Annotated in this window: 13 protein-coding genes; 8 read left to right on the top strand and 5 right to left on the bottom strand. The window is 72.6% G+C overall.

Annotated features, from left to right (window positions below; all coding sequences use genetic code 11):
- Nucleotides 1–29: 29 nt before the first annotated feature.
- Nucleotides 30–1,415: an extracellular solute-binding protein gene (locus tag GA0070623_RS07540; protein WP_231932707.1), complete on the bottom strand. Its 1,386-nt coding sequence runs from the start codon at nucleotides 1,413–1,415 to the stop codon at nucleotides 30–32.
- A 360-nt stretch (nucleotides 1,416–1,775) separates the two neighbouring features.
- On the opposite strand from GA0070623_RS07540, the gene GA0070623_RS07535 reads away from it, so the two are divergent.
- The 6 genes from GA0070623_RS07535 to GA0070623_RS07510 all read left to right on the top strand — a co-directional run bounded on the left by GA0070623_RS07535 (nucleotide 1,776) and on the right by GA0070623_RS07510 (nucleotide 6,756).
- Complete coding sequence (locus tag GA0070623_RS07535; RefSeq protein WP_067304211.1) at nucleotides 1,776–2,519, top strand: GntR family transcriptional regulator; 744 nt, start codon at nucleotides 1,776–1,778, stop codon at nucleotides 2,517–2,519.
- Nucleotides 2,520–2,608: 89 nt separating this feature from the next.
- The gene (locus GA0070623_RS07530) at nucleotides 2,609–3,178 is read left to right on the top strand and encodes a DJ-1/PfpI family protein (protein WP_067304207.1); all 570 of its coding nucleotides are present in this window, start codon (nucleotides 2,609–2,611) and stop codon (nucleotides 3,176–3,178) included.
- Nucleotides 3,179–3,197: 19 nt separating this feature from the next.
- The gene (locus tag GA0070623_RS07525) at nucleotides 3,198–4,028 is read left to right on the top strand and encodes an alpha/beta fold hydrolase (RefSeq protein WP_067304204.1); all 831 of its coding nucleotides are present in this window, start codon (nucleotides 3,198–3,200) and stop codon (nucleotides 4,026–4,028) included.
- Nucleotides 4,029–4,219: 191 nt separating this feature from the next.
- Complete coding sequence (locus GA0070623_RS07520; RefSeq protein WP_067310535.1) at nucleotides 4,220–5,074, top strand: helix-turn-helix domain-containing protein; 855 nt, start codon at nucleotides 4,220–4,222, stop codon at nucleotides 5,072–5,074.
- 188 nt (nucleotides 5,075–5,262) lie between these two features.
- Nucleotides 5,263–6,210: an NADP-dependent oxidoreductase gene (locus tag GA0070623_RS07515; protein ID WP_067310538.1), complete on the top strand. Its 948-nt coding sequence runs from the start codon at nucleotides 5,263–5,265 to the stop codon at nucleotides 6,208–6,210.
- A gap of 42 nt (nucleotides 6,211–6,252) precedes the next feature.
- Nucleotides 6,253–6,756, top strand: a complete 504-nt coding sequence (locus GA0070623_RS07510; RefSeq protein WP_067310541.1) for a cupin domain-containing protein — start codon at nucleotides 6,253–6,255, stop codon at nucleotides 6,754–6,756.
- Nucleotides 6,757–6,794: 38 nt separating this feature from the next.
- Here the strand turns inward: GA0070623_RS07510 and GA0070623_RS07505 are convergent, their stop codons facing one another.
- The 4 genes from GA0070623_RS07505 to GA0070623_RS07490 form a co-directional block, all read right to left on the bottom strand.
- Nucleotides 6,795–8,222 (bottom strand): glycosyltransferase, encoded by a 1,428-nt coding sequence (locus GA0070623_RS07505; protein ID WP_067310545.1) that lies wholly within the window; start codon nucleotides 8,220–8,222, stop codon nucleotides 6,795–6,797.
- A gap of 158 nt (nucleotides 8,223–8,380) precedes the next feature.
- The gene (locus GA0070623_RS07500; protein ID WP_067310548.1) at nucleotides 8,381–9,394 is read right to left on the bottom strand and encodes a GDP-mannose 4,6-dehydratase; all 1,014 of its coding nucleotides are present in this window, start codon (nucleotides 9,392–9,394) and stop codon (nucleotides 8,381–8,383) included.
- A gap of 26 nt (nucleotides 9,395–9,420) precedes the next feature.
- Entirely contained in the window at nucleotides 9,421–10,629 is a 1,209-nt protein-coding gene (locus GA0070623_RS07495; RefSeq protein WP_172898378.1) for a class I SAM-dependent methyltransferase, read from the bottom strand.
- A gap of 634 nt (nucleotides 10,630–11,263) precedes the next feature.
- Complete coding sequence (locus GA0070623_RS07490) at nucleotides 11,264–12,010, bottom strand: thioesterase II family protein (RefSeq protein WP_067310555.1); 747 nt, start codon at nucleotides 12,008–12,010, stop codon at nucleotides 11,264–11,266.
- A 216-nt stretch (nucleotides 12,011–12,226) separates the two neighbouring features.
- On the opposite strand from GA0070623_RS07490, the gene GA0070623_RS07485 reads away from it, so the two are divergent.
- Together GA0070623_RS07485 and GA0070623_RS07480 are read left to right on the top strand one after the other, a co-directional pair.
- A complete protein-coding gene (locus GA0070623_RS07485; RefSeq protein WP_067310558.1) occupies nucleotides 12,227–13,228 on the top strand; it encodes a ketoacyl-ACP synthase III family protein in 1,002 nt (333 codons plus the stop codon).
- Nucleotides 13,228–18,405, top strand: a complete 5,178-nt coding sequence (locus GA0070623_RS07480; RefSeq protein ID WP_089003959.1) for a type I polyketide synthase — start codon at nucleotides 13,228–13,230, stop codon at nucleotides 18,403–18,405. The genes GA0070623_RS07485 and GA0070623_RS07480 overlap by 1 nt, the downstream gene beginning before the upstream one ends.

Genomic DNA, 18,405 nt, shown 5'->3' with positions numbered 1-18,405 from the left:
GTGCCCGGTCGTCAGGGGTGCGGGTTCACTCACAGTCCGCCGCCGCCCTTGCGGTTGCCGGAGTCGAGCACGGCCTGCTGCTCCCGGGCGATGTCGTCGAGCGCCTCCTTCGGCTTCTTCGCGCCGTTGAGCGCCGCGTTCACGCCGGTGTTCTCGATGTCGACCAGGCGGGCGTACTCGGGCACGTTCCACATGTCCCGCATCCGCGGCACCGAGTCGGTGTACACCTGGTTGAAGGGTCCGGCATTGAGGAACTCGGGCGACTGCAGGGCGTCGGTCCGCGCCGGCACGCCGCCGGCCGCGGCCCACTTCTTCTGCACGTCGGCCCGCTCGAACCACTTCATGAAGTTCAGGGCCTCCGCCTGGTTCGCCTTGGGGGAGTAGGCCGACACGTGCATCCCCATCCCGCCGAGGGGGACCAGATTGGTCTTCTGGGTCGGCAGGGTGGCGAAGCCCAGCTTGTCGAGGATCTGCTCCCGGGTGGTGCCGAGCGTCGACTGCTTCGGGTCGAGCAGGCCGCCGCTCGCGGCGATCCAGTTGAACGCGATGCACGCCTTGCCCTGGGCGACGGCCGCGTTCACCTCGTCGATGAACCAGTTGCCGGAGCCCTTGGCGGTCAGCGGCTTCATCTTGTTGACCAGGACGTCCATCGCCTCCTGGCCGGCGGCGTCGTTGAGGACGCCGTCGATCTTGCGGTTCTTGGCGTCCCAGAGGTTGCCGCCGTAGACGCCGTTGACCGTGTTGTAGGTGACGGCCGCCGCGTCGGAGCCGTTGGCCTGGTGGAACGCCAGTCCGCTGACGCCCGGGTGGTCCGCCTGGCACTTCGCGGCGACGGAGATCATCTGGTCCCAGGTCTGCGGGGGCTTGTCGCCGATCAGGTCCTTGCGGTAGATCATCGTCCAGGTGTCGCCGAGCAGCGGCAGGCCGTACAGGCTGGCGTTCTCGTCGCGTTTGCCGGTCTCGGCCTGGGGGAACTGGCCGTAGGCCGCCAGGAGGTACGGGTTGTAGGCCTGGACGTCGATGTTCTGCTTGACGAAGTCGGTGAGGTCGAGGATGTTGCCGTTCGTCACAGCCTCGCCGATGTGCTGCGAGTCCAGGATCGGGATGTCGAAGTCGGTCTTGCGCGCGGCGAACTGGGTGAAGATCGCGTCGTGCCAGTTCGCGTTCGGCACGGTGTTGACCTTGATGGTCGCGTTCGGCCGCTCTTTCTTGTACTCCGCGTTGGCGAAGGTCTCCAGGGCGCGGGCAGGGGGCCAGTCGAACCAGATGAAGCTGAGGGTCAGCGGGTCCGTGGTGAGTTCGGGGACGGTCGCCGGTGCCTTGGGGGCGCTCGCCTTCGCGCCGTCGTCCCCGCTGTCGCCGCAGGCCGTCATGGTGGTGGCCACCAGCAGCATGGCCGCGGTCGCCAACTGCACCTTCCGCACGGGAGCCGACATTCGTCCTGTTCGCCTGGGTTGCAGCATCTTGTCGCCTGCTTTCTTGGTGGGGACTCCTGAGCCTCGCCATGTGCTTCGCCGCGCGGTCGCTGGGTCGTTCGGGCCTGGTGCCGGGGTGTCGCGGGGCCGACCCGCGGACCGGCGTCACGGGTACGCCGAGCGGGCTCGTCGAAGCTCGGGACGGTCGAGGTGCAACGATGGCGGGCGGTTCCGCGATGGTGCCGGACGGCGGGCGTCCGGCACTTTTCCTATACGATCCGGTGGGGGCGTCAGCATGTCGCAGCGTGGTGACCGATGTCAACAGGTTCCCGGGCACGCCAGAGAGGACCGCACGTCACGATGGACGACGAAGCGATGACCGCGCGGGGCCGGCGGGCCGGGCCGGGCGGACCACCCCCGGGGAGATCCGGCGGCCGGCTCGCCGACGAGGTGTACGACACGCTGCTCGGACAGCTGATGTCGCTGCGGATCGAGCCGGGCTCCCGGGTCACGATCGACGTCCTGGCCCGCGAGCTGGGGGTCTCCCAGACGCCGATCCGGGACGCGCTGAACCGGATGGAGGCCGAGGGTCTGGTCGTGCGGGTGCCGCACGCCGGCTACCGCATTCCGCCCCAGATCACCCGGCACCGCTTCGAGGACATGCTCGAGGTCCGCCTCCTGCTTGAGCCGGCGGCGGCCCGCCGGTCCGCCGAACGCGCGTCCGCGGCCCAGGTGGCGGGGCTGCGACGGATGCTGGAGGAGATGGCGGAGCTGGAGGGGGGCGACGGACCCACGGCCTACGGGGCCTTCGGGCTCCGCGACGCCGCCTTCCATGATCTCGTCGCCCTGAGCGCGGAGAACCAGGTCATCCGGGAGACGCTCGCCCGCCTGCACAGCCACGTGCACCTCTTCCGGCTGCACCACGACACCCAGGTCACCCACCTGGCGATGGCCGAGCACGAGGAGGTCGTGGCCGCGATCGCCGCGCGTGACCCGGACGCCGCCGCCTATGCGATGCGGCGGCACATCCTGCGGTCCGGCGAGCGGTTCCGGCGGTTGTTCGACGAGGCCGAGAGCGTGGACGCCGTGGTGGTCAAGGCTTGACGGGCAGGCGGGGTCGGGGAATGCTGACTCCACCGGATCGGATCGGATCTGATCTCCCCACCACTGCCCCCTGACGCGAGGAGAAGCAGGTGCCCAGAGCACTGCTCCTGACCGGCGACGCCGCCGAGGAACTCGACACCATGTACCCCTACTACCGCGTTCAGGAAGGCGGCTGGGACGTCGACGTCTCGTCCCGGACGATGCGGGACGTGCAGCTCGTCATCCACGAGTTCGACCCCGACTCCGACGCCTACGTCGAGAAGAACGGCCGGAAGCTGCCGGTCGACGTGCCCTGGGCCGAGGTCGACGTCGAGCGCTACGACGCCCTGATCATCCCCGGCGGACGCGCGCCCGAGTGGATCCGGGTCGACGCCGACGTCAGGCGGATCACCGAGCACTTCTTCGCCCGCAACCTCCCCATCGCGCTGGTCTGCCACGGCGCGCAGGTGCCCGCGGTGTACGGGCTGCTGAAGGGGCGCCGGACGGCGTGCTTCCCGCCCATCACCGGTGACATGGAGAACGCCGGCGCGACGGTCGTCGACGCCCCCGACGTGGTGGACGGCAACCTCGTCTCCTGCCGGGGCTGGCCCGACATGCCGCAGTTCGGCAGGGCGATGATGGAGGTCTTCACGAAGTCCGTCGACCCCGCGTCGGCATGAGCCGAGCCGGCCTGCCCCGGTGACGGAACTGCGGACCGTCACCGTCGACGGCTCGCCCGTCCACGTCCTGGTCGGCGGCGGCAGTGGTGCCGGGCCGGCGGTGCTGATGCTGCACGGCTCCGGACCCGGCACCACCGGAGCCGGCAGTTGGGCGGCGACGGCGCAGGCGCTCGACGGGTGCTGGCACGTGGTGGCCCCCGACCAGGCGGGGTTCGGTCGCACACCGGTCCCGGCCGGCGCCACGGGTGGGCTCCGGCTCTGGACCGAGCAGGCCGCGGGCCTGATGGACGCCCTCGGGGTCGAGACCTACGCCGTGGTGGGCCACTCGATGGGTGGCGCCGTGGCGCTGGCCCTGGCCGCCGCACGCCCCCGGCAGGTCACCGGGGTCGTGGCGGTCTCGACGATGGGCGCCCCCGGGGCACCGCTCTCCGCCGACCTCGACGCGATCTGGGCCGCCCCCGCCGGCCCGGCCGGGGCCCGGGACATGCTGAGCCGCCTCGTCCTCGACCAGGCGCTGGTGACCGACTCGGCCGTCGAGGCCCGGGCGGCGGCGATGCGGGCCGGGGCGGCCGCGTACGCGTCGTTGTTTCCGCCACCCCGGCAGCGATGGGCCGACGATCTCACCCTCTCGGCGCGGACGCTGGCCGCGGTCCGCGCGCCCGTGCTGCTCGTGCACGGTGCCGACGACCGGGTCACCCCGCTCGCGACGGCCGCCCAGCCCCTGCTCGCCCACCTGGCCGACGTCCGGCTGCACGTGTTCGGCCGGTGCGGGCACGTGCCGGCGGTCGAGCACCCGCACGAGTTCCGGCACCTGCTGTCGTGCTTCCTGCGCCCGGACCGCGGCCACTGATCGCCGCGTGCGGCCGGACCGCGGCCACTGATCGCCGCGTGCGGCCGGACCGCGGCCACTGATCGCCGCGTGCGGCCGGACCGCGGCCACTGATCGCCACGTGACGACGACACCGCCCCGCCCGGGTGCGGTGGGACACCGCTGCGGGACGTGGCGGTGGCGGCGCACAGCGCCCGGGGCACACTGGGGTCGTGGGAGGTCACGAGTTCGGTGCCGCGGTGCGCCAGTTGCGGGAGAGCACGGCCCCGGCGGCCGTCGGGCTACCGGTCGGTCGGCGGCGGGTGCGGGGGCTGCGGCGGGAGGAGCTCGGCGAACTCGCGGGGATGTCCGCCGACTACGTACGCCGGCCGGAGCAGGGGCGCAGCCATCCGTCGGCCGGTGTGGTGAACGCCATCGCCCGCGCGCTGCGCATCGGGCGGGCGGAGTACGAGCGGCTCTGCGCGCTGGCCGGGTACGCCGCGGTGGCCGGCCAGGTGCCGAACGAGATCGGACCGGGCGCCCTGGGCCTGCTGGAGCGGTTCACGGACACGCCGATGTTCGTCTCCGACGCGGCGATGAACCTGGTCGCGGTGAACAGCGCGTTCCTGGCGCTGGGGCACTGGGAACCCACCGGCGGGCCGTGGGAGTGGAACATCGCGTGGCGGACGTTCTGTGACCCGTGCCGCGCGTTCCGACAGTCCGCGACCGAGGCGACCGTGCACGAGGCGGTCCTCGTCGCCCGCCTGCGGAGCACGCTGCTGCGCTATCCCGGTGACCTGTCGCTCGCCGCGCTGGTGGACGAGATGCGCAGCCGTAGCCGTCCGTTCGACACCCTGTGGCGTACGCCACGGCCGGTGACGGCCTACGAGAGCAGCGCCGCCTTCGTCCAGCCGGAGGGAGACCCCGTCACCCTGGTCGGCAGCCTGCTCGCCATCCCGGGCGACGACCTGGCGGCCCTGCTGCTCACCGCGACGCCGGGCTCGGCCGACGCGGCGCGGCTCGCGGAGATCGTCGGTGGCACCGGGGGACCGGCCGTCATCAGGGTGGGCCAGTCCGGCCCAGGCTGAGCACGCCGGATCCTGCGAGATTGGGTGACGTCTCCAGCGACCGCGGGTCCGGTGGCCGCCTCCGGGCGACGCTGGGAAAGCGGACTGGACGCCCGCACACCCGCGGCGGTGTCACCGGAGCCGGCCCGGCGTCGGGACCGCTGCGGGTACGAGGCACACCGATGGCGCTCACGGAAGCAGGTTCGACGATGAAGGCAGTGCGATTCCACGAGTTCGGCGGTCCCGAGGTGCTGCGCCACGACGACGTCGAGACGCCCGTCCCCGGTGCCGGTCAGGTCCGGATCCGCGTCGCCGCGACGTCGTTCAACGGCGTCGACGCCAACATCCGCGCCGGTTTCATGCAGGGTCCGATCCCGGTCGTGCTGCCGCACACCCCCGGCATCGACGTCGCCGGCACGGTCGACGCGGTCGGCGCCGACGTGGACGACGTCGCGGTCGGCGACCGGGTGATCGGGTTCCTGCCGATGACGGACGCCGGAGCGGCTGCGGAGTACGTGACCGCACCGGCGGAGATCCTGACCGGGGCGCCCAGGAGCATCCCGCTGGCCGACGCGGCGGCGCTCCCGCTGGTGGGCCTGACCGCGTGGCAGGCGTTGTTCGACCACGGCCGGCTGACCGCCGGTCAGCGGGTGCTGGTCAACGGGGCCGGTGGAGCGGTCGGCGGCTACGCCGTGCAACTGGCGAAGGAGGCCGGTGCCCGGGTGATCGCCACGGCCAGCCCGCGCAGCGCCGACCGGGTCGCCGCCGCCGGCGCCGACGAGGTGATCGACCACACCGCCACCGACGTGACGGCGGCGCTGACCGAGCCGGTCGACCTGGTGCTCAACCTCGCGCCGGTCGCCCCGGAACAGCTCGCCGCGCTGGTGACGCTGATCCGGGACGGCGGGACGCTGGTCAACACCACCGTCTGGATGCCCGCCCCCGCCGACGAGGAGCGCGGTGTGCGCGGCATCGACCTGTTCGTCCGCAGCGACGCCGACCAGCTCGCCGACCTGGCCGCCCGGGTGAACACCGGCGAGCTGCGCGTCGAGGTCGCCCGGCGGGTGCCGCTGGCCGACCTGCCGGCGCTGCACGCCGACGCGGCCGCAGGCGCGCTGCCCGGCGGCAAGGTCGTCGTCACGGTGGCCGATGCCTGATCACCCGCCGACCCGTCCGACCACGCACCGAGGGAGCCGACCATGACCCTTCCCGCCGACGACCCGTCCCGCTCGCTGACCGTGGCGGACCCCGACGACCCCGGTACGACGTACATCTCGCTGGTGGGCAACACCTACGGGATGCTGATCACCGGTGCGCAGACCGGCGGCCGGTACTGCCTGATCGACATGCGGGTGCCCGACGGGGGCGGTCCGCCGCCGCACCGGCACGACTTCGAGGAGATGTTCACCGTCCTCGACGGCGAGATCGAGTTCACCTTCCGGGGGGAACGGCACACCGTGCGGGCCGGGTCCACCATCAACGTACCGGCCAACGCGCCGCACCACTTCCGCAACGTCTCCGGCGCACCGGCCCGGATGCTGTGCATGTGCACCCCCGCCGGGCAGGACGAGTACTTCCTGCGCATCGGCGACGTGCTGGCGGGCCGGGACGCGCCACCGCCGACGCTGACCCCGGACGAGCTGGCGCAACGCCGTCGCCTTGCGGTGGAACTGGCCCCGGCGTACCGCAGCGAGTTCCTGTAGCGGGCACCCGGCAGACGGGGTGGGCCTCGACGCCACGCTCACGGTCGCAGCGGCGCGGCCGCCTGACGGCTCGGGGCGCAGGCCAGCACCACGTCGGCCGCCCGGGCCACGCCGCCGGCCTCGCTCAGGCGGCGACCCAGTCGTTCCGCGCGGTCGCGGAACCCGTCGTCGTCGAGCAGCCGGCGCAGCCCGTCGACGATCTGGTCCACGTCGGCTCCGGGGACGGACAGGCCGACCCCTGCCTCGACCACCCGCGCCGCCAGGTCGTGGCAGTCCATCCAGAAGGGGAGGATCAGCTGCGGTTTGCCGAACACCAGGCCCTCGTTGACCGCGTTGCCCCCGCCGTGCCCGAAGAACACCCGCACCCGGGGGTGCGCCAGCAGGCCCAGCTGCGAGGGCACCCAGCCCACCACCTTCAGGTTGCCCGGCGGGGGGTCGGGCAGTGCGTCGGAGAAGGCCGAACCGGCCGCCCGGGACACCTTCCACAGCACGCCGACGTCCGGGCCGAGCCGGGCGCACGCCGCCGCGACGGCGGCCACCAGCTCACGGGACGGACGCATGACCGTGCCGAACCCGACGTAGACCACCGAGCGGTACGACTCGAGCCAGGCGTCGATCCCGGCGTCCCCGGAGCCCGCCGTGGTGGCGCGCGGCATCAGGGTACCCACCATGTGCAGGTGGTCGGGCGCCGCCGGGAACCGGTACTCGAGCCCGAACACGGAGAAGGAGAGGACGGCGGCGGCGGCGTCCGCGTACCGCGACGGCACGGCCGCCGCGTTGGCGATACCGGCCCTTCTGCGTCGACGCGTCGCGGCCAGCATGGGGAGCAGGTTGCGCGGCCGGGCGTACGTCGCCATCGCCCCCAACCGGAACCCCACGTTCGCGAGCCGCTGGCGGCGGCTCATCCGCAGCGGGAGCCCGGAGAACGGCGTGGGGAAACGCCACGGCAGCCGGTCGAGGTACACCCCGCTGATCGGCACCGGCACGCTCAGCACGTACGGCACGCCGAGGGTGACGGCCGCGTCGATGGCCCACGGGGTGCACAGGTCGATGACGGCGACGTCCGGCCGGACCCGGGCGAACTCCGCGACGGCCCGGTCGTACTGCTGCGCGGTGTACTCGTGGTCGACGTTCTTGTCGAGGAAGGCCGCGACGTTGCGCAGCCGCGAGGGGGAGCTCATCGACGCGAGCGTCGCGTCGTCCCACCGGCTCGGATCCAACGCGGCCTTGTAGTGGCCGAGCGACACGAAACGTACCCTGTCCGGCCCCGGTATCCGCTCGACGGCGTCGCGTCCCTCCTCGGTGGAGGCGAACCACAGCTCGGCGACACCGCGCTCGTTCAACTCCTGCGCGATCTCCAGCAGCGGCCTGATCAGCCCGGTGCTGGGCAGGGACGCCAGGAGCACCCGGACGGCCCGCCCGGGCGGGCCGGCGGGCGGGGGGATCTCGTCGGGCGGAACGTTCATCGGGCGTCTCCCACTCCGGCTTTCCGTAGCTGTGGTCGGGTGGACAGCGGCCGAGGCCGGGTGGACAGCGGCCGAGTGGCTGCGGCGGGTGGACAGCGGCTGCGGCGGGTGGACAGTGGCCGTGGTCGGGGTGGACCGCGCCAGCCGTTCCGGGCGCTCTACCGGGGCAGCACCGGGAGCAGACCGGCCGTCCTCGACCCGTCCCGCCGGCCGAGGACCGATTCCCAGTGCTCGATCATCTCGTCCAGCAACGCCTCGAAGGTGTACTCCGGCTCCCACCCGAACGTCGAGCGGAAGAGCGAGGAGTCACCCCGCAGATAGGTGAGTTCCGAGGGACGCATGAATTTGGCGTCCTGCACCACGTAGTCCCGGTAGTCCATGCCGAGTCTGCTGAAGACGTGCTCGCAGAGCTCCCGGATGGAGTGCGTGTGCCCGGTGGCGATCACGTAGTCACCGGGCACCTCGTGATTGACGATCATGTGCATGCCGCGTACGTAGTCCTTGGAGTGGCCCCAGTCGCGGTGCGAGTCGAGATTGCCGAGCACCAGTTTGTCGGCGAGCTTGTGCCTGATCTGGACGGCCGTCTTCACCACCTTGTTGGTGACGAAGTTCGACCCCCTGCGCGGGCTCTCGTGATTGAACAGGATGCCGTTGACGGCGAAGAGGTCGTAGCTCTTACGGTAGTTGCGGACCGCGTGGTACCCGAAGACCTTGGAGCATCCGTACGGGCTGACCGGGTTCATGGGTGTCGTCTCGCGCTGGAAGCCGTCCGGGTCCACCGTGTTGCCGAACATCTCCGACGAACTCGCCTGGTAGAAGCGCGCCTCCGGGGCGACCCGCCGGTAGACCTCCAGCAGGTTCAACAGCCCGGTGGCGTTCGCCTGGACGGTGAACTGCGGGATGTCGAAGCTGATCCGGACGTGACTCTGGGACGCCAGGTTGTAGATCTCGTCCGGCGCGGCCAGTCGCATGCAGCGTTCGAGCGACGCGCTGTCGAGCAGGTCCCCGTACTCGAGACGCAGGTCACCGAGCGAGCCGATCCGGGAGATCTGATGTTCCGGCACGGAATTGCGGCGGACGATGCCCCAGACCTCGTAGCCCTGGGCGAGCAGGAACTCCGACAGGTAACTGCCGTCCTGCCCGGCGACCCCGGTGATCAGAGCCCTCTTCATGATAATCCCTTCAGACCTGTCGCCGTCTACTCGGTGGAAGGCACTTCGCCGGCGACGATGAACCTGCCCCGGTACCCTTTTCCTCTCAGTTTCCCGATGATGATGTCCTTCAGGTTCGCGGTCAGGACGAGCGCGTAGTCCGGCTGCCGGTCGAGCAGCTCCTCATCGCCGGTCACCGGGATCAGCGAGCCGGGGGCGAGTCTGCCCTGCTTCAGCTCGGAGCCGTCGGTGATGTAGTCGAGCAGGTCCGGCCGGATGCCGCAGTAGTTGAGGATGGTGTTCCCCTTGGCGGACGCCCCGACCCCGGCGATCGTCGCCCCCTGCGACTTGAGGTCGTACAGCAGGGACAGCAGCCGCCGCTTCGACTGCGCCAACCGGGCCGCCCAGGCCACGTAGGTGTCGATCGAGTAGAGACCGGCGGCGGTCTCCTGCGCGAGCAGCCGCCCGACGTTCGGCGAGACCGGGCGGACGCCGGTCCGGCCGGCGTAGACGAGGAGGGAGCCGCCCTGGGTCGTGGTCTCCTCCACATCGAAGATCTCCAGGCCGTAGCGGTCGAACAGCACCGTCAACGGGCGCAGGGAGTAGAACCGGAGGTGCTCGTGATGGATGAGGTCGTACTGCATCCCGGTGATGACGTTCTGGAGGTGGTGCGACTCGCTCACGAAGACGCCGTCCTCGGCCAGCAGCGTCACGACGCCACCCATGAAGGCGTCCAGCTCCTTGATGTGCGCGAACGCGTTCATCGTGGTGATCACCCTGGCCGGTTGCCAGGTCGCGAGGATGTGCTTGGCGGTGGCCTCGGTGAAGAAGTCGACGATGGTGGGCACCCCCTTCGCCATCGCCCCGGCGGTGGCCGAGGAGGGGTCCACGCCGAGAATCCGGACCCGCCCGTCGTACTGTTCGAGCAGGGTGCCGTCGTTGCTCGCGAGATCGACCGCCAGATCCTCGTTCCCGAGCTGGAAACGCTCGACCAGCGAGGTGGTGAGCCTGCCGAAATGCGGTTTCGAGGCGGGATTCGACTCTGTCGTGTAGACGAAGTCCCGGAAGAGGAGGTCGGGATCGACCTGGTAGCCGATCTGGGCGAGCCAGCATTGTCCGCAGACGTAGAGATCCAGCGGGTAGACGGTGAACGGCTCGGTCGCCTCGGCCGGTGTCACGAAGACGTCCGGCAGAGCGTGGTGCCCGAGCGACACGACGTGTACGAGTTTCCTGCTGGAGCAGATCTGACAGTTCATCCGGCTGACCCTTTCGGCCCGTGTGGCTTCTCGGTCCTGGCTTCGTGTCATGGCCGCCGACCGCCCGGCGGTCCACCCGGTCGTGCCGTCCGGCCGCGTCGACCGGGTGGACCGCCGCTGGTCAGTCACGCCTGGCTGACCAGGTGGGAAGCAGCCGGTACCCCGGTGGGGTCAGCCCGGGCACCGCGGATCCCACCCGCCGTGGCCACCGGCGGGCAGCGCCGCGGCGAGGTGTGGGCGTCCCCGGCCGCGAATGCCGGTGCACAGCGCCCGTCTGGTCATGTCGCCCATATTCATCGGGCTGTGGCAAACATCGGAACCCCTAAATGGGTGCGACAGTTAGGGGTCGTCACGAAAATCGTCGTGGCCGATTTCCGTGCCCACGTGCCGGCCCGCGAAGTAAGGGCTTCTTTAGGGGGCGGGCGGGTCAGTCGATACCGTACCGTCGTTGCGGTAGGAACCGGTCCGGTGGCCCGTTGCGTTTCTTTCCCCGGCCCGGTCCCCGATACGGGTACGCCGGCCGTCCACCCCCCCGGGACGGCCGGCGTACCGCGCCGGGGCGTGCCCCCGCAGACGTACGGTGTGGGAAATCCGGATGCCGGATCCCGCCGGGGACGCCCGCGCGACGGACACTTCAGGCTTCGGCGAGGATGCGGGCGACGACGCCGTTCACGTCGTTGCGGCAGTCGTTGAGATAGAAGTGCCCGCCCGGGAAGACGAGCACCTCCGCCGCGCCGGTGGTGTGCGAGCGCCACCGGTGGGCTTCGCCGAGCGACACCCGGGGGTCGGCGTCGCCGGTGAGCACGGTGATCGGTGCGCGCACCGTACCGTCCGACCGGCCCCGGTACGTCTCGATCGCCCGGTAGTCGGCCCGGATGGCCGGCAGGATCATGCGCAGGATGTCGTGGTCGCCGAGCATGTCGTCCGCGGTCCCGCTCAGCGTGCGCAACTCCGCCACGATGCCGTCGTCGTCGCGCAGGTGCACCTGTTCGACGCGGGACGTCGAGGGGGCCCGTCGACCGGAGACGATGAGGTGCCGCGGGCTGACCCCGAGCGTCGCCTCCATCCGCAGCGCCACCTCGAACGCCAGCGCCGCGCCCATACTGTGGCCGAAGAAGGCGACGGGCCGGTCGGCCAGCCCGCGGACCGCCGCGAAGACCCGGTCGGCCAGCTCGTGCAGATCGTCGACGCAGGCCTCGAACCGGCGGTCCTGCCGGCCGGGGTACTGCACCGGCAGCACCTCCACGGCCGGCGTCAGGCTCCGCGACATCGGGAAGAAATAGCTGGCCGAACCGCCGGCGTGCGGTAGGCAGAAAAGCCGGATTTCTGCGTCGGGGGACTGATGGAATCGACGAATCCAGCGGCTCTCTTCCTCGGTCATCAGACGCGCTTTCCGATCGGCTGCGGTGTTTACCGCATATTCCTATCCCGCTCCTCGCGGCGGTCGCCACCCCTAGAAGGAGCGTCGTCCGCGAGCTTAGGGGTGTTGCGCCGATCGGCCCTGCTCGTACGTTTCCTGACAGCGGCTTCTTCCCGTCGAATTGCATTTGCCCGAGGAGGCGTGCCCGTGCACACACCAGACGTTTACATCGGTGGGATGGGCGCCTTCCTGCCGCCGACGGTGACCGTGCAGGAGGCGGTCGACGACGGCCGCTACCCGGCGGAGGACGTGGAGATCCACCAGCTCGGGGGTGCCGCGGTCGCCGGCGACCTGCCGGCGCCGGAGATGGCGCTGCGGGCCGCCCAGCAGGCGGTCAAGCAGTTCGGACGCCCGGCGACCGAGCTGAGTCTGATGCTCTATGCCAGCACCTGGCACCAGGGGCCGGACGGGTGGCTGCCGCACGCCTACCTGCAGCGCCACCTGACCGGGGGAGAGGTTCCCGCGGTCGAGATCCGCCAGGGGTGCAACGGCATGTTCAGCGCCATGATGCTCGCGGTCAGCCACCTGCGGGCGGACGACCGCCACCGGCACGCCCTGCTGGTCGCGGCGGACAACTACGGCACCCCGATGATGGACCGCTGGCGGATGAACCCGGGCACCGTGGCCGGCGACGCCGGCTCCGCCCTCGTGCTCACCAGGGAACCCGGCTTCGCCCAGCTGCTCGCGGTGTCGTCGGTGACCGTGCCCGAGGCCGAGGAGCTGCACCGGGGCGGCGAGCCGCTCTTCCCGCCGACCGCCACCGTCGGCCGGTCGCTCAGCTTCGCCGGCCGCTTCCAGCAGCAGGTGATGGCCCGAGGTGCCGGGATGGCGGCGCTCGCCAGGGCACAGGAACTGATGATCAGTACGGTGGCGGACACGGTCGCCGAGTGCGGTCTCGCGTTCGCCGACCTCGACCGGGTCGCGTTCATGAACTACTCCCGCGAGGTGGTGGAGCAGCGGTGCATGGCGCCGCTCGGCCTGCCGATGGCCAGGTCGTCGTGGGACTACGGCCGGACCATCGGACACTGTGGGGCCAGCGACCACATTCTGTCGCTCAAGCACCTGGTGGACACCGGGCAGCTGCTCCCGGGCCAGCACATGCTGCTGCTCGGCACCGGGCCGGGCATCAACCTGGCCTGCGCCGTGGTCAGGATCCTCCGTACGCCGGAGAGTGCGTGATGACCGGGCCCACCGACCCCCGGCCGGCCGCCCCGGTCGCCGTCGTCGGCGTCGGCTGCCGCCTGCCCGGGGACGTCTACGGACCGGAACAGTTCTGGGACCTGCTCGGCGGGCGGCGCAGCACCGTCGGCGACGTCCCGTGGGAGCGGTGGGCGCCGTACGCCGCCCACGGCGCGGAGTTCACCTCCGCCATGCGGCGGGCCATCGCCCGCGGCAACTTCATCACCGGCATCGAGGAGTTCGACACCGAGTTCTTCGGCATCACGCCCCGCGAGGCCGAACTCATGGACCCCCAGCAACGGATCCTGCTCGAAGTCACCTGGGAGGCACTGGAGCACGCCGGGATCGTGCCGCGCACCCTGGCGGGCACCGACGCCGGTGTCTTCGTCGGGCTGTGCAGCGGAGACTACGGCAGCCGGTTGCTGGAGGACCTGCCCGGCATCGAGGCCTGGACCGGCATCGGCGCGGCGAGCTGCGCAACCGCCAACCGGATCTCGCACGTCCTCGACCTGCGGGGGCCGAGCATCGCGGTGGACACGGCCTGCTCCGCTTCGCTCGTGGCGGTGCACCTCGCCTGCCAGAGCCTGCGCCTGGCCGAGAGCACCGTGGCCATCGCGGCGGGCGTCAACCTGATCGCCTCCCCCGGACAGTCGCTGACCCTCGGTGCGGCCGGCGCGCTCGCGCCCGACGGCCGCTCGAAGCCGTTCGACGCGAGCGCGGACGGATACGGCCGCGGCGAAGGATGCGGCGTCGTCGTCCTCAAGCTGCTCGCCGACGCCGAGCGCGACGGCGACCGGGTGCTCGCCGTCGTCCGGGGCAGCGCCGTGAACCAGGACGGCCACACCAACGGCATCATGGCCCCGTGCGGCGCGGCGCAGGAGCACGTGATGGTCCGCGCCTGCGCGCAGGCCGGCATCGACCCGGCCACCGTCGACTACGTCGAGGCGCACGGCACCGGCACCCGCCTCGGCGACCCGATGGAGGCGAGCGCGGTCAGCGCCGTCTACGGCGCGGGCCGGACCGACGACGAGCCCTGCCTGGTCGGCTCGGTGAAGTCCAACATCGGCCACCTGGAGGGCGCCGCGGGCGTGGCCAGCGTCATCAAGACCACGCTGGCCCTGCGACACGCGGTGGTGCCGGCCACCCTGCTGCCCACCGGACCCAACCCGGAGATCCCGTGGGCGGACTCGGGGCTGCGTCTCGCGGAGTCGGCCGAGCGGTGGCCGCGCCGGCCGCACCCGCGCCGCGCCGGTGTCTCCGGCTTCGGCTACGGCGGCACGGTCGCGCACCTCGTCATGGAGCAGGCCCCGGAGACCACCGCCGGACCGGACCCGCGCGACGACGACGAGGTACGGCTCTACCCGCTGTCGGCGGCCGGCGGCGCGGCGCTGCGGCAGGCCGCCGCCGAGCTGGCCGACCACGTGGCCAGCGCCGACGTGCCGCTGCGCGCGGTCGGCCGCACGTTGGCCCGCCACCGTACGCACCAGTCACACCGGGCGGGCATCGTCGCCGGTGACCGTGCGGAACTGGTCACCGGCCTGCGCCTGCTGGCCGCGGACCGTCCGGCCGACGGTGTGGTCACCGGTGTGGTCCGGCCGGGGCCGACCCCGCGGCGGCGGCTCGTCTGGGTCTTCTCGGGGCACGGCTCGCACTGGAGCGGCATGGGCCGGGAGCTGCTGGCGACCGAGCCCGAGTTCGCCAGGGTCGTCGACGTCCTCGACCCGGTGTTCGCCGCCGAGAGCGGATTCACCGCCCGGGAGCTGATCCGCAGCGGCACCTTCGAGACGGTCGACCGCATCCAGCCGATGATCTTCGCGATGCAGGTGGGCCTGGCGGCCCTGTGGCGCAGCCGGGGCGTCACCCCGGACGCCGTCATCGGCCACTCGATGGGCGAGGTCGCCGCCGCCGTGACCTGTGGCCTGCTGAGCGTCGAGGAGGGCGCCCGGGTGTCCTGCTGGCGCTCGCGGCTGCTCACCCGGGCCGAGGGCCGGGGCGACATGGTGATGGTCTCGCTGCCGTTCGACCAGGCCGCGCAGCGGCTCGCCGGGCGGGCCGACCTGTCACCGGCGATCGCCGCGTCGCCGGTGTCGACAGTGCTCGCCGGCGACCTGCCCGCGGTGCAGGAGGTGCTCGACAGCTGGCCGTCCGAGGGCATCGAGGCCCGCCGGGTCTCGGCCCGCATCGCCTTCCACAGCCCGCACATGGATCCCCTCCTGGAGGAGCTGACGCAGCTGTGCGCCGGGCTGCGCCCCGGCCGGCCGACGATACCGATGTACTCCACGGCGCTGCCCGACCCGCGCACCGTCCCGTCCAGCGACGGCCCCTACTGGGCGACCAACCTGCGTCAGCCGGTGCGGCTCGCGGCCGCCGTCGGCGCCGCCGCCGAGGACGGCTTCGACGCCTTCCTCGAGGTGTCCGCGCATCCGCTGATCGCCCACTCGGTGGGCGAGACGCTGGCCGAGCAGGGCATGGACGAGGCGTTCACCGGCATCTCGCTGCGCCGCAACCGGCCGGAGGCGCGGACCTGGCTCGCGGCGGTGGCGGCGGCGCACTGCGCCGGCGTCGGCGTCGACTGGTCGGGTCTGCAACCCGGCGGCTTCCTGACCGACCTGCCCACCACCGCCTGGCAGCGTCGGCGGCTGTGGCGCGAGACCAGCGACGGAACGCAGACCCGGCAGCGTGGCCACGACGTCGGGAGCTACACCCTGCTGGGCACCAGGCAGACCATCGCGGGCAGCCCGACGGTGGTGTGGCGCACCGGGCTCGACGACGACAACCGGCCGTACCCGGGCAGCCACGCGCTCAACGGTGTGGAGATCGTCCCCGCCTCGGTGCTGGTGGGTACCTTCATGGCGGCCGGGGCCGACGCCGGGGGACGGCCCGCGCACCTCGGCGGCCTGGTGATGCGCCAGCCCCTGATCACCAACGACCACCGGGAGATCCAGGTGGTCCGCGACGGCGGCGCGCTGCGGCTCGCGTCGCGGTCGCCGGCCGGGGACACCTGGCTGCTCAACGCCCAGGCCGAGATCGCGACCGACGTCGACCTCGACGGTGGCCCGATCGCCCCGGGCGTCGGCGACGACACCGGGTTCGCCGATCCGGGGCTGGTCCGTGAACGGCTGGCGGCCGTCGGCGTCCCGGCCACCGGCTTCGAGTGGACCGTGCAGCGGCTGCGGCGCGGTGCCGGGGTGCTCGTCGCGGAGGTGAAGGCGCCGCACGGCCGTACCGGCGCCGGAAGCTGGGCGGTCGCCTTCGACGCGGTCATGTCCATCGCCCCGGCGGTGTTCCCCGGAGCACCGCTGCTGCGGATGGCCGTGGACACCGACCTGATCGCGGTCGACGGCGACGCACCGGAGACGGTGACGGTCACCGTGGTGCTCGCGGACGAGCGCCTCGGCGTCACCCACGCGGTCGTGACCGACCCGGCCGGCCGGCGCGTCGCCCGGGTCGACGGCCTGCGCTACGCCGAGATCGGCGAGACGGCACCGGCGACCGATGCGCGGCGGGCGGTGCACACGACCACCTGGCGGTCACCGGACGCCCCCGCCGCGCGCCCCGTGACCCGGACCGTCGTCCTGGTCGGCTCCGGGCTGGCCGGGCTGGCCGGCGGGCTCTCCGCCGCGGGCGTCACGTGTCACACGGCGACCGACGCCACGGGGGTCGAAGCCCTCGCCCCCCTCCTCGACGGGACGGCCGAGGTGCTGGTGAGCCTGGTCGACCACGTCCGCCCGGTGAGCGTGGCCACCGGGCTCGCACAGCGGGAACTCGACGCCGTGGCCGAGGCCGTCTGCCGGCTGCCGCAGGAGCGCCGTCCCCGGCTCTGGTGCCTCACCTCCGGCGTCCGGGACAGCAGCCACTCCGCGCACATCCGGCAGGCTCCCCTGTGGGGCCTGGTCCGCACCCTGCGGGCCGGCCGTCCCGGGCTGCGGGTGGCCGCCGTCGATCTCGGCCCGACGTGGGACGGGTCGGCGGCGGAGGCGTTCCTGGCGGCGCTGGACGGGGCGGCGGACGAGGACGTGGTCGCGCTCGACGCGGACGGGCCGGCGGTGCCGCGACTCACCCGGGTGGACCTCGACGGCACCGGCGTACCACCCCCGGTACGCGCCGACGGCACGTACGCCGTCGTCGGGGCCTTCACCCCGGCCGGGATCGCCGCCGCGCACTGGCTGGCCGGGCTCGGCGCCGGCCGCCTGGTCCTGCTCGACGAGCAGGCGCTGCCTCCCCGCGCGCAGTGGGACTCCACCGGGGACCGCCGCGCGGAGATCGCCGCCGTGCGGACCCTGGAAGGGCGCGGTGTCGCGGTCGTCACCGCCCCGGTCGACGCGGCGGCCTGGGCACGCACCGGCAGCCTCGTACCCGAGGTGTGGGACCTCCCCCCGGTACGCGGCGTGGTGTACGCGGCGTCGGACACCCCCGCCCCGGACCTGCGGGCCTCCCTCGCGGTGATCGACTCCCTGCACGCCGCCCACCCGCCGCAGGCCCTGGACTTCCTGCTCTTCACGGTGCCGCTGGAGGCCCGGGTGTCGCCCGAACCAGGCGACGCGAGGGCGGCCGTCGCCCCGTACGTCGACTCGCTCACCGCGCACCGGGTGGCGAGCGGCTGCCGGGGGACCTGGAGCATCGGCTGGCCGACCGGCGACCTGCCGGGCACCGGCGCGGTGGATCCGGGCCTGCTGTTCGAGGCGGTCGGGCACGCGTTCGGCCATGGCCCCGGCGCGTACACGGTGGTCAGCCCGACGTCCGGGGACGAACCGCGACCACCGCTGCTCGCGGCCCTGACCGGCGTCGAGGGCCCGGCCGGCGACGGCCCGGCCGACGCCGGCGACCCCGGGACCGGCGATCTCGACGGCCTCCCGCCGGACGAGCTGCACCGGGTCGTCGCCGACGAGGCCGACCGGCTGATCGCCGGCGAGATGCGGTTGTCGGCCGGCGAACTCGACCGCCGGCGGCCCCTCGTCGAGCAGGGCATGGACTCGGTCATGACGGTGGTCGTCCGGCGACGGCTGCAACGGCGGTTCGGTCACGACCTGCCCACCACGCTGCTCTGGCAGCAGCCGACGGTGGCCGCCATCGCGGGGTTCATCACCGAGCTGCTGCTCGCCGCGCGCCCCGGGTCCGGGGACGGCACCGCGCGCCCCGGGTCCGGGGACGGCGAGATCCTGGCGAAGGGAGCCTGA

Origin of the sequence: Micromonospora rifamycinica, from assembly GCF_900090265.1 — a bacterium.
Lineage (GTDB): Bacteria > Actinomycetota > Actinomycetes > Mycobacteriales > Micromonosporaceae > Micromonospora > Micromonospora rifamycinica.
The sequence above is the reverse complement of the archived record's forward strand: the minus strand, read 5'-3'. Positions and strand labels throughout refer to the sequence as shown.

Excerpts from the sequence above, each read along its gene's own strand:
- GA0070623_RS07505 (WP_067310545.1), bottom strand. The coding sequence starts at position 8,222 with ATGAACGTTCCGCCCGACGAGATCCCCCCGCCCGCCGGCCCGCCCGGG.
- GA0070623_RS07515 (WP_067310538.1), top strand. The coding sequence starts at position 5,263 with ATGAAGGCAGTGCGATTCCACGAGTTCGGCGGTCCCGAGGTGCTGCGC.
- GA0070623_RS07500 (WP_067310548.1), bottom strand. The coding sequence starts at position 9,394 with ATGAAGAGGGCTCTGATCACCGGGGTCGCCGGGCAGGACGGCAGTTAC.
- GA0070623_RS07535 (WP_067304211.1), top strand. The coding sequence starts at position 1,776 with ATGGACGACGAAGCGATGACCGCGCGGGGCCGGCGGGCCGGGCCGGGC.
- GA0070623_RS07510 (WP_067310541.1), top strand. The coding sequence starts at position 6,253 with ATGACCCTTCCCGCCGACGACCCGTCCCGCTCGCTGACCGTGGCGGAC.
- GA0070623_RS07480 (WP_089003959.1), top strand. The coding sequence starts at position 13,228 with ATGACCGGGCCCACCGACCCCCGGCCGGCCGCCCCGGTCGCCGTCGTC.
- GA0070623_RS07485 (WP_067310558.1), top strand. The coding sequence starts at position 12,227 with ATGGGCGCCTTCCTGCCGCCGACGGTGACCGTGCAGGAGGCGGTCGAC.
- GA0070623_RS07490 (WP_067310555.1), bottom strand. The coding sequence starts at position 12,010 with ATGACCGAGGAAGAGAGCCGCTGGATTCGTCGATTCCATCAGTCCCCC.
- GA0070623_RS07495 (WP_172898378.1), bottom strand. The coding sequence starts at position 10,629 with ATGAACTGTCAGATCTGCTCCAGCAGGAAACTCGTACACGTCGTGTCG.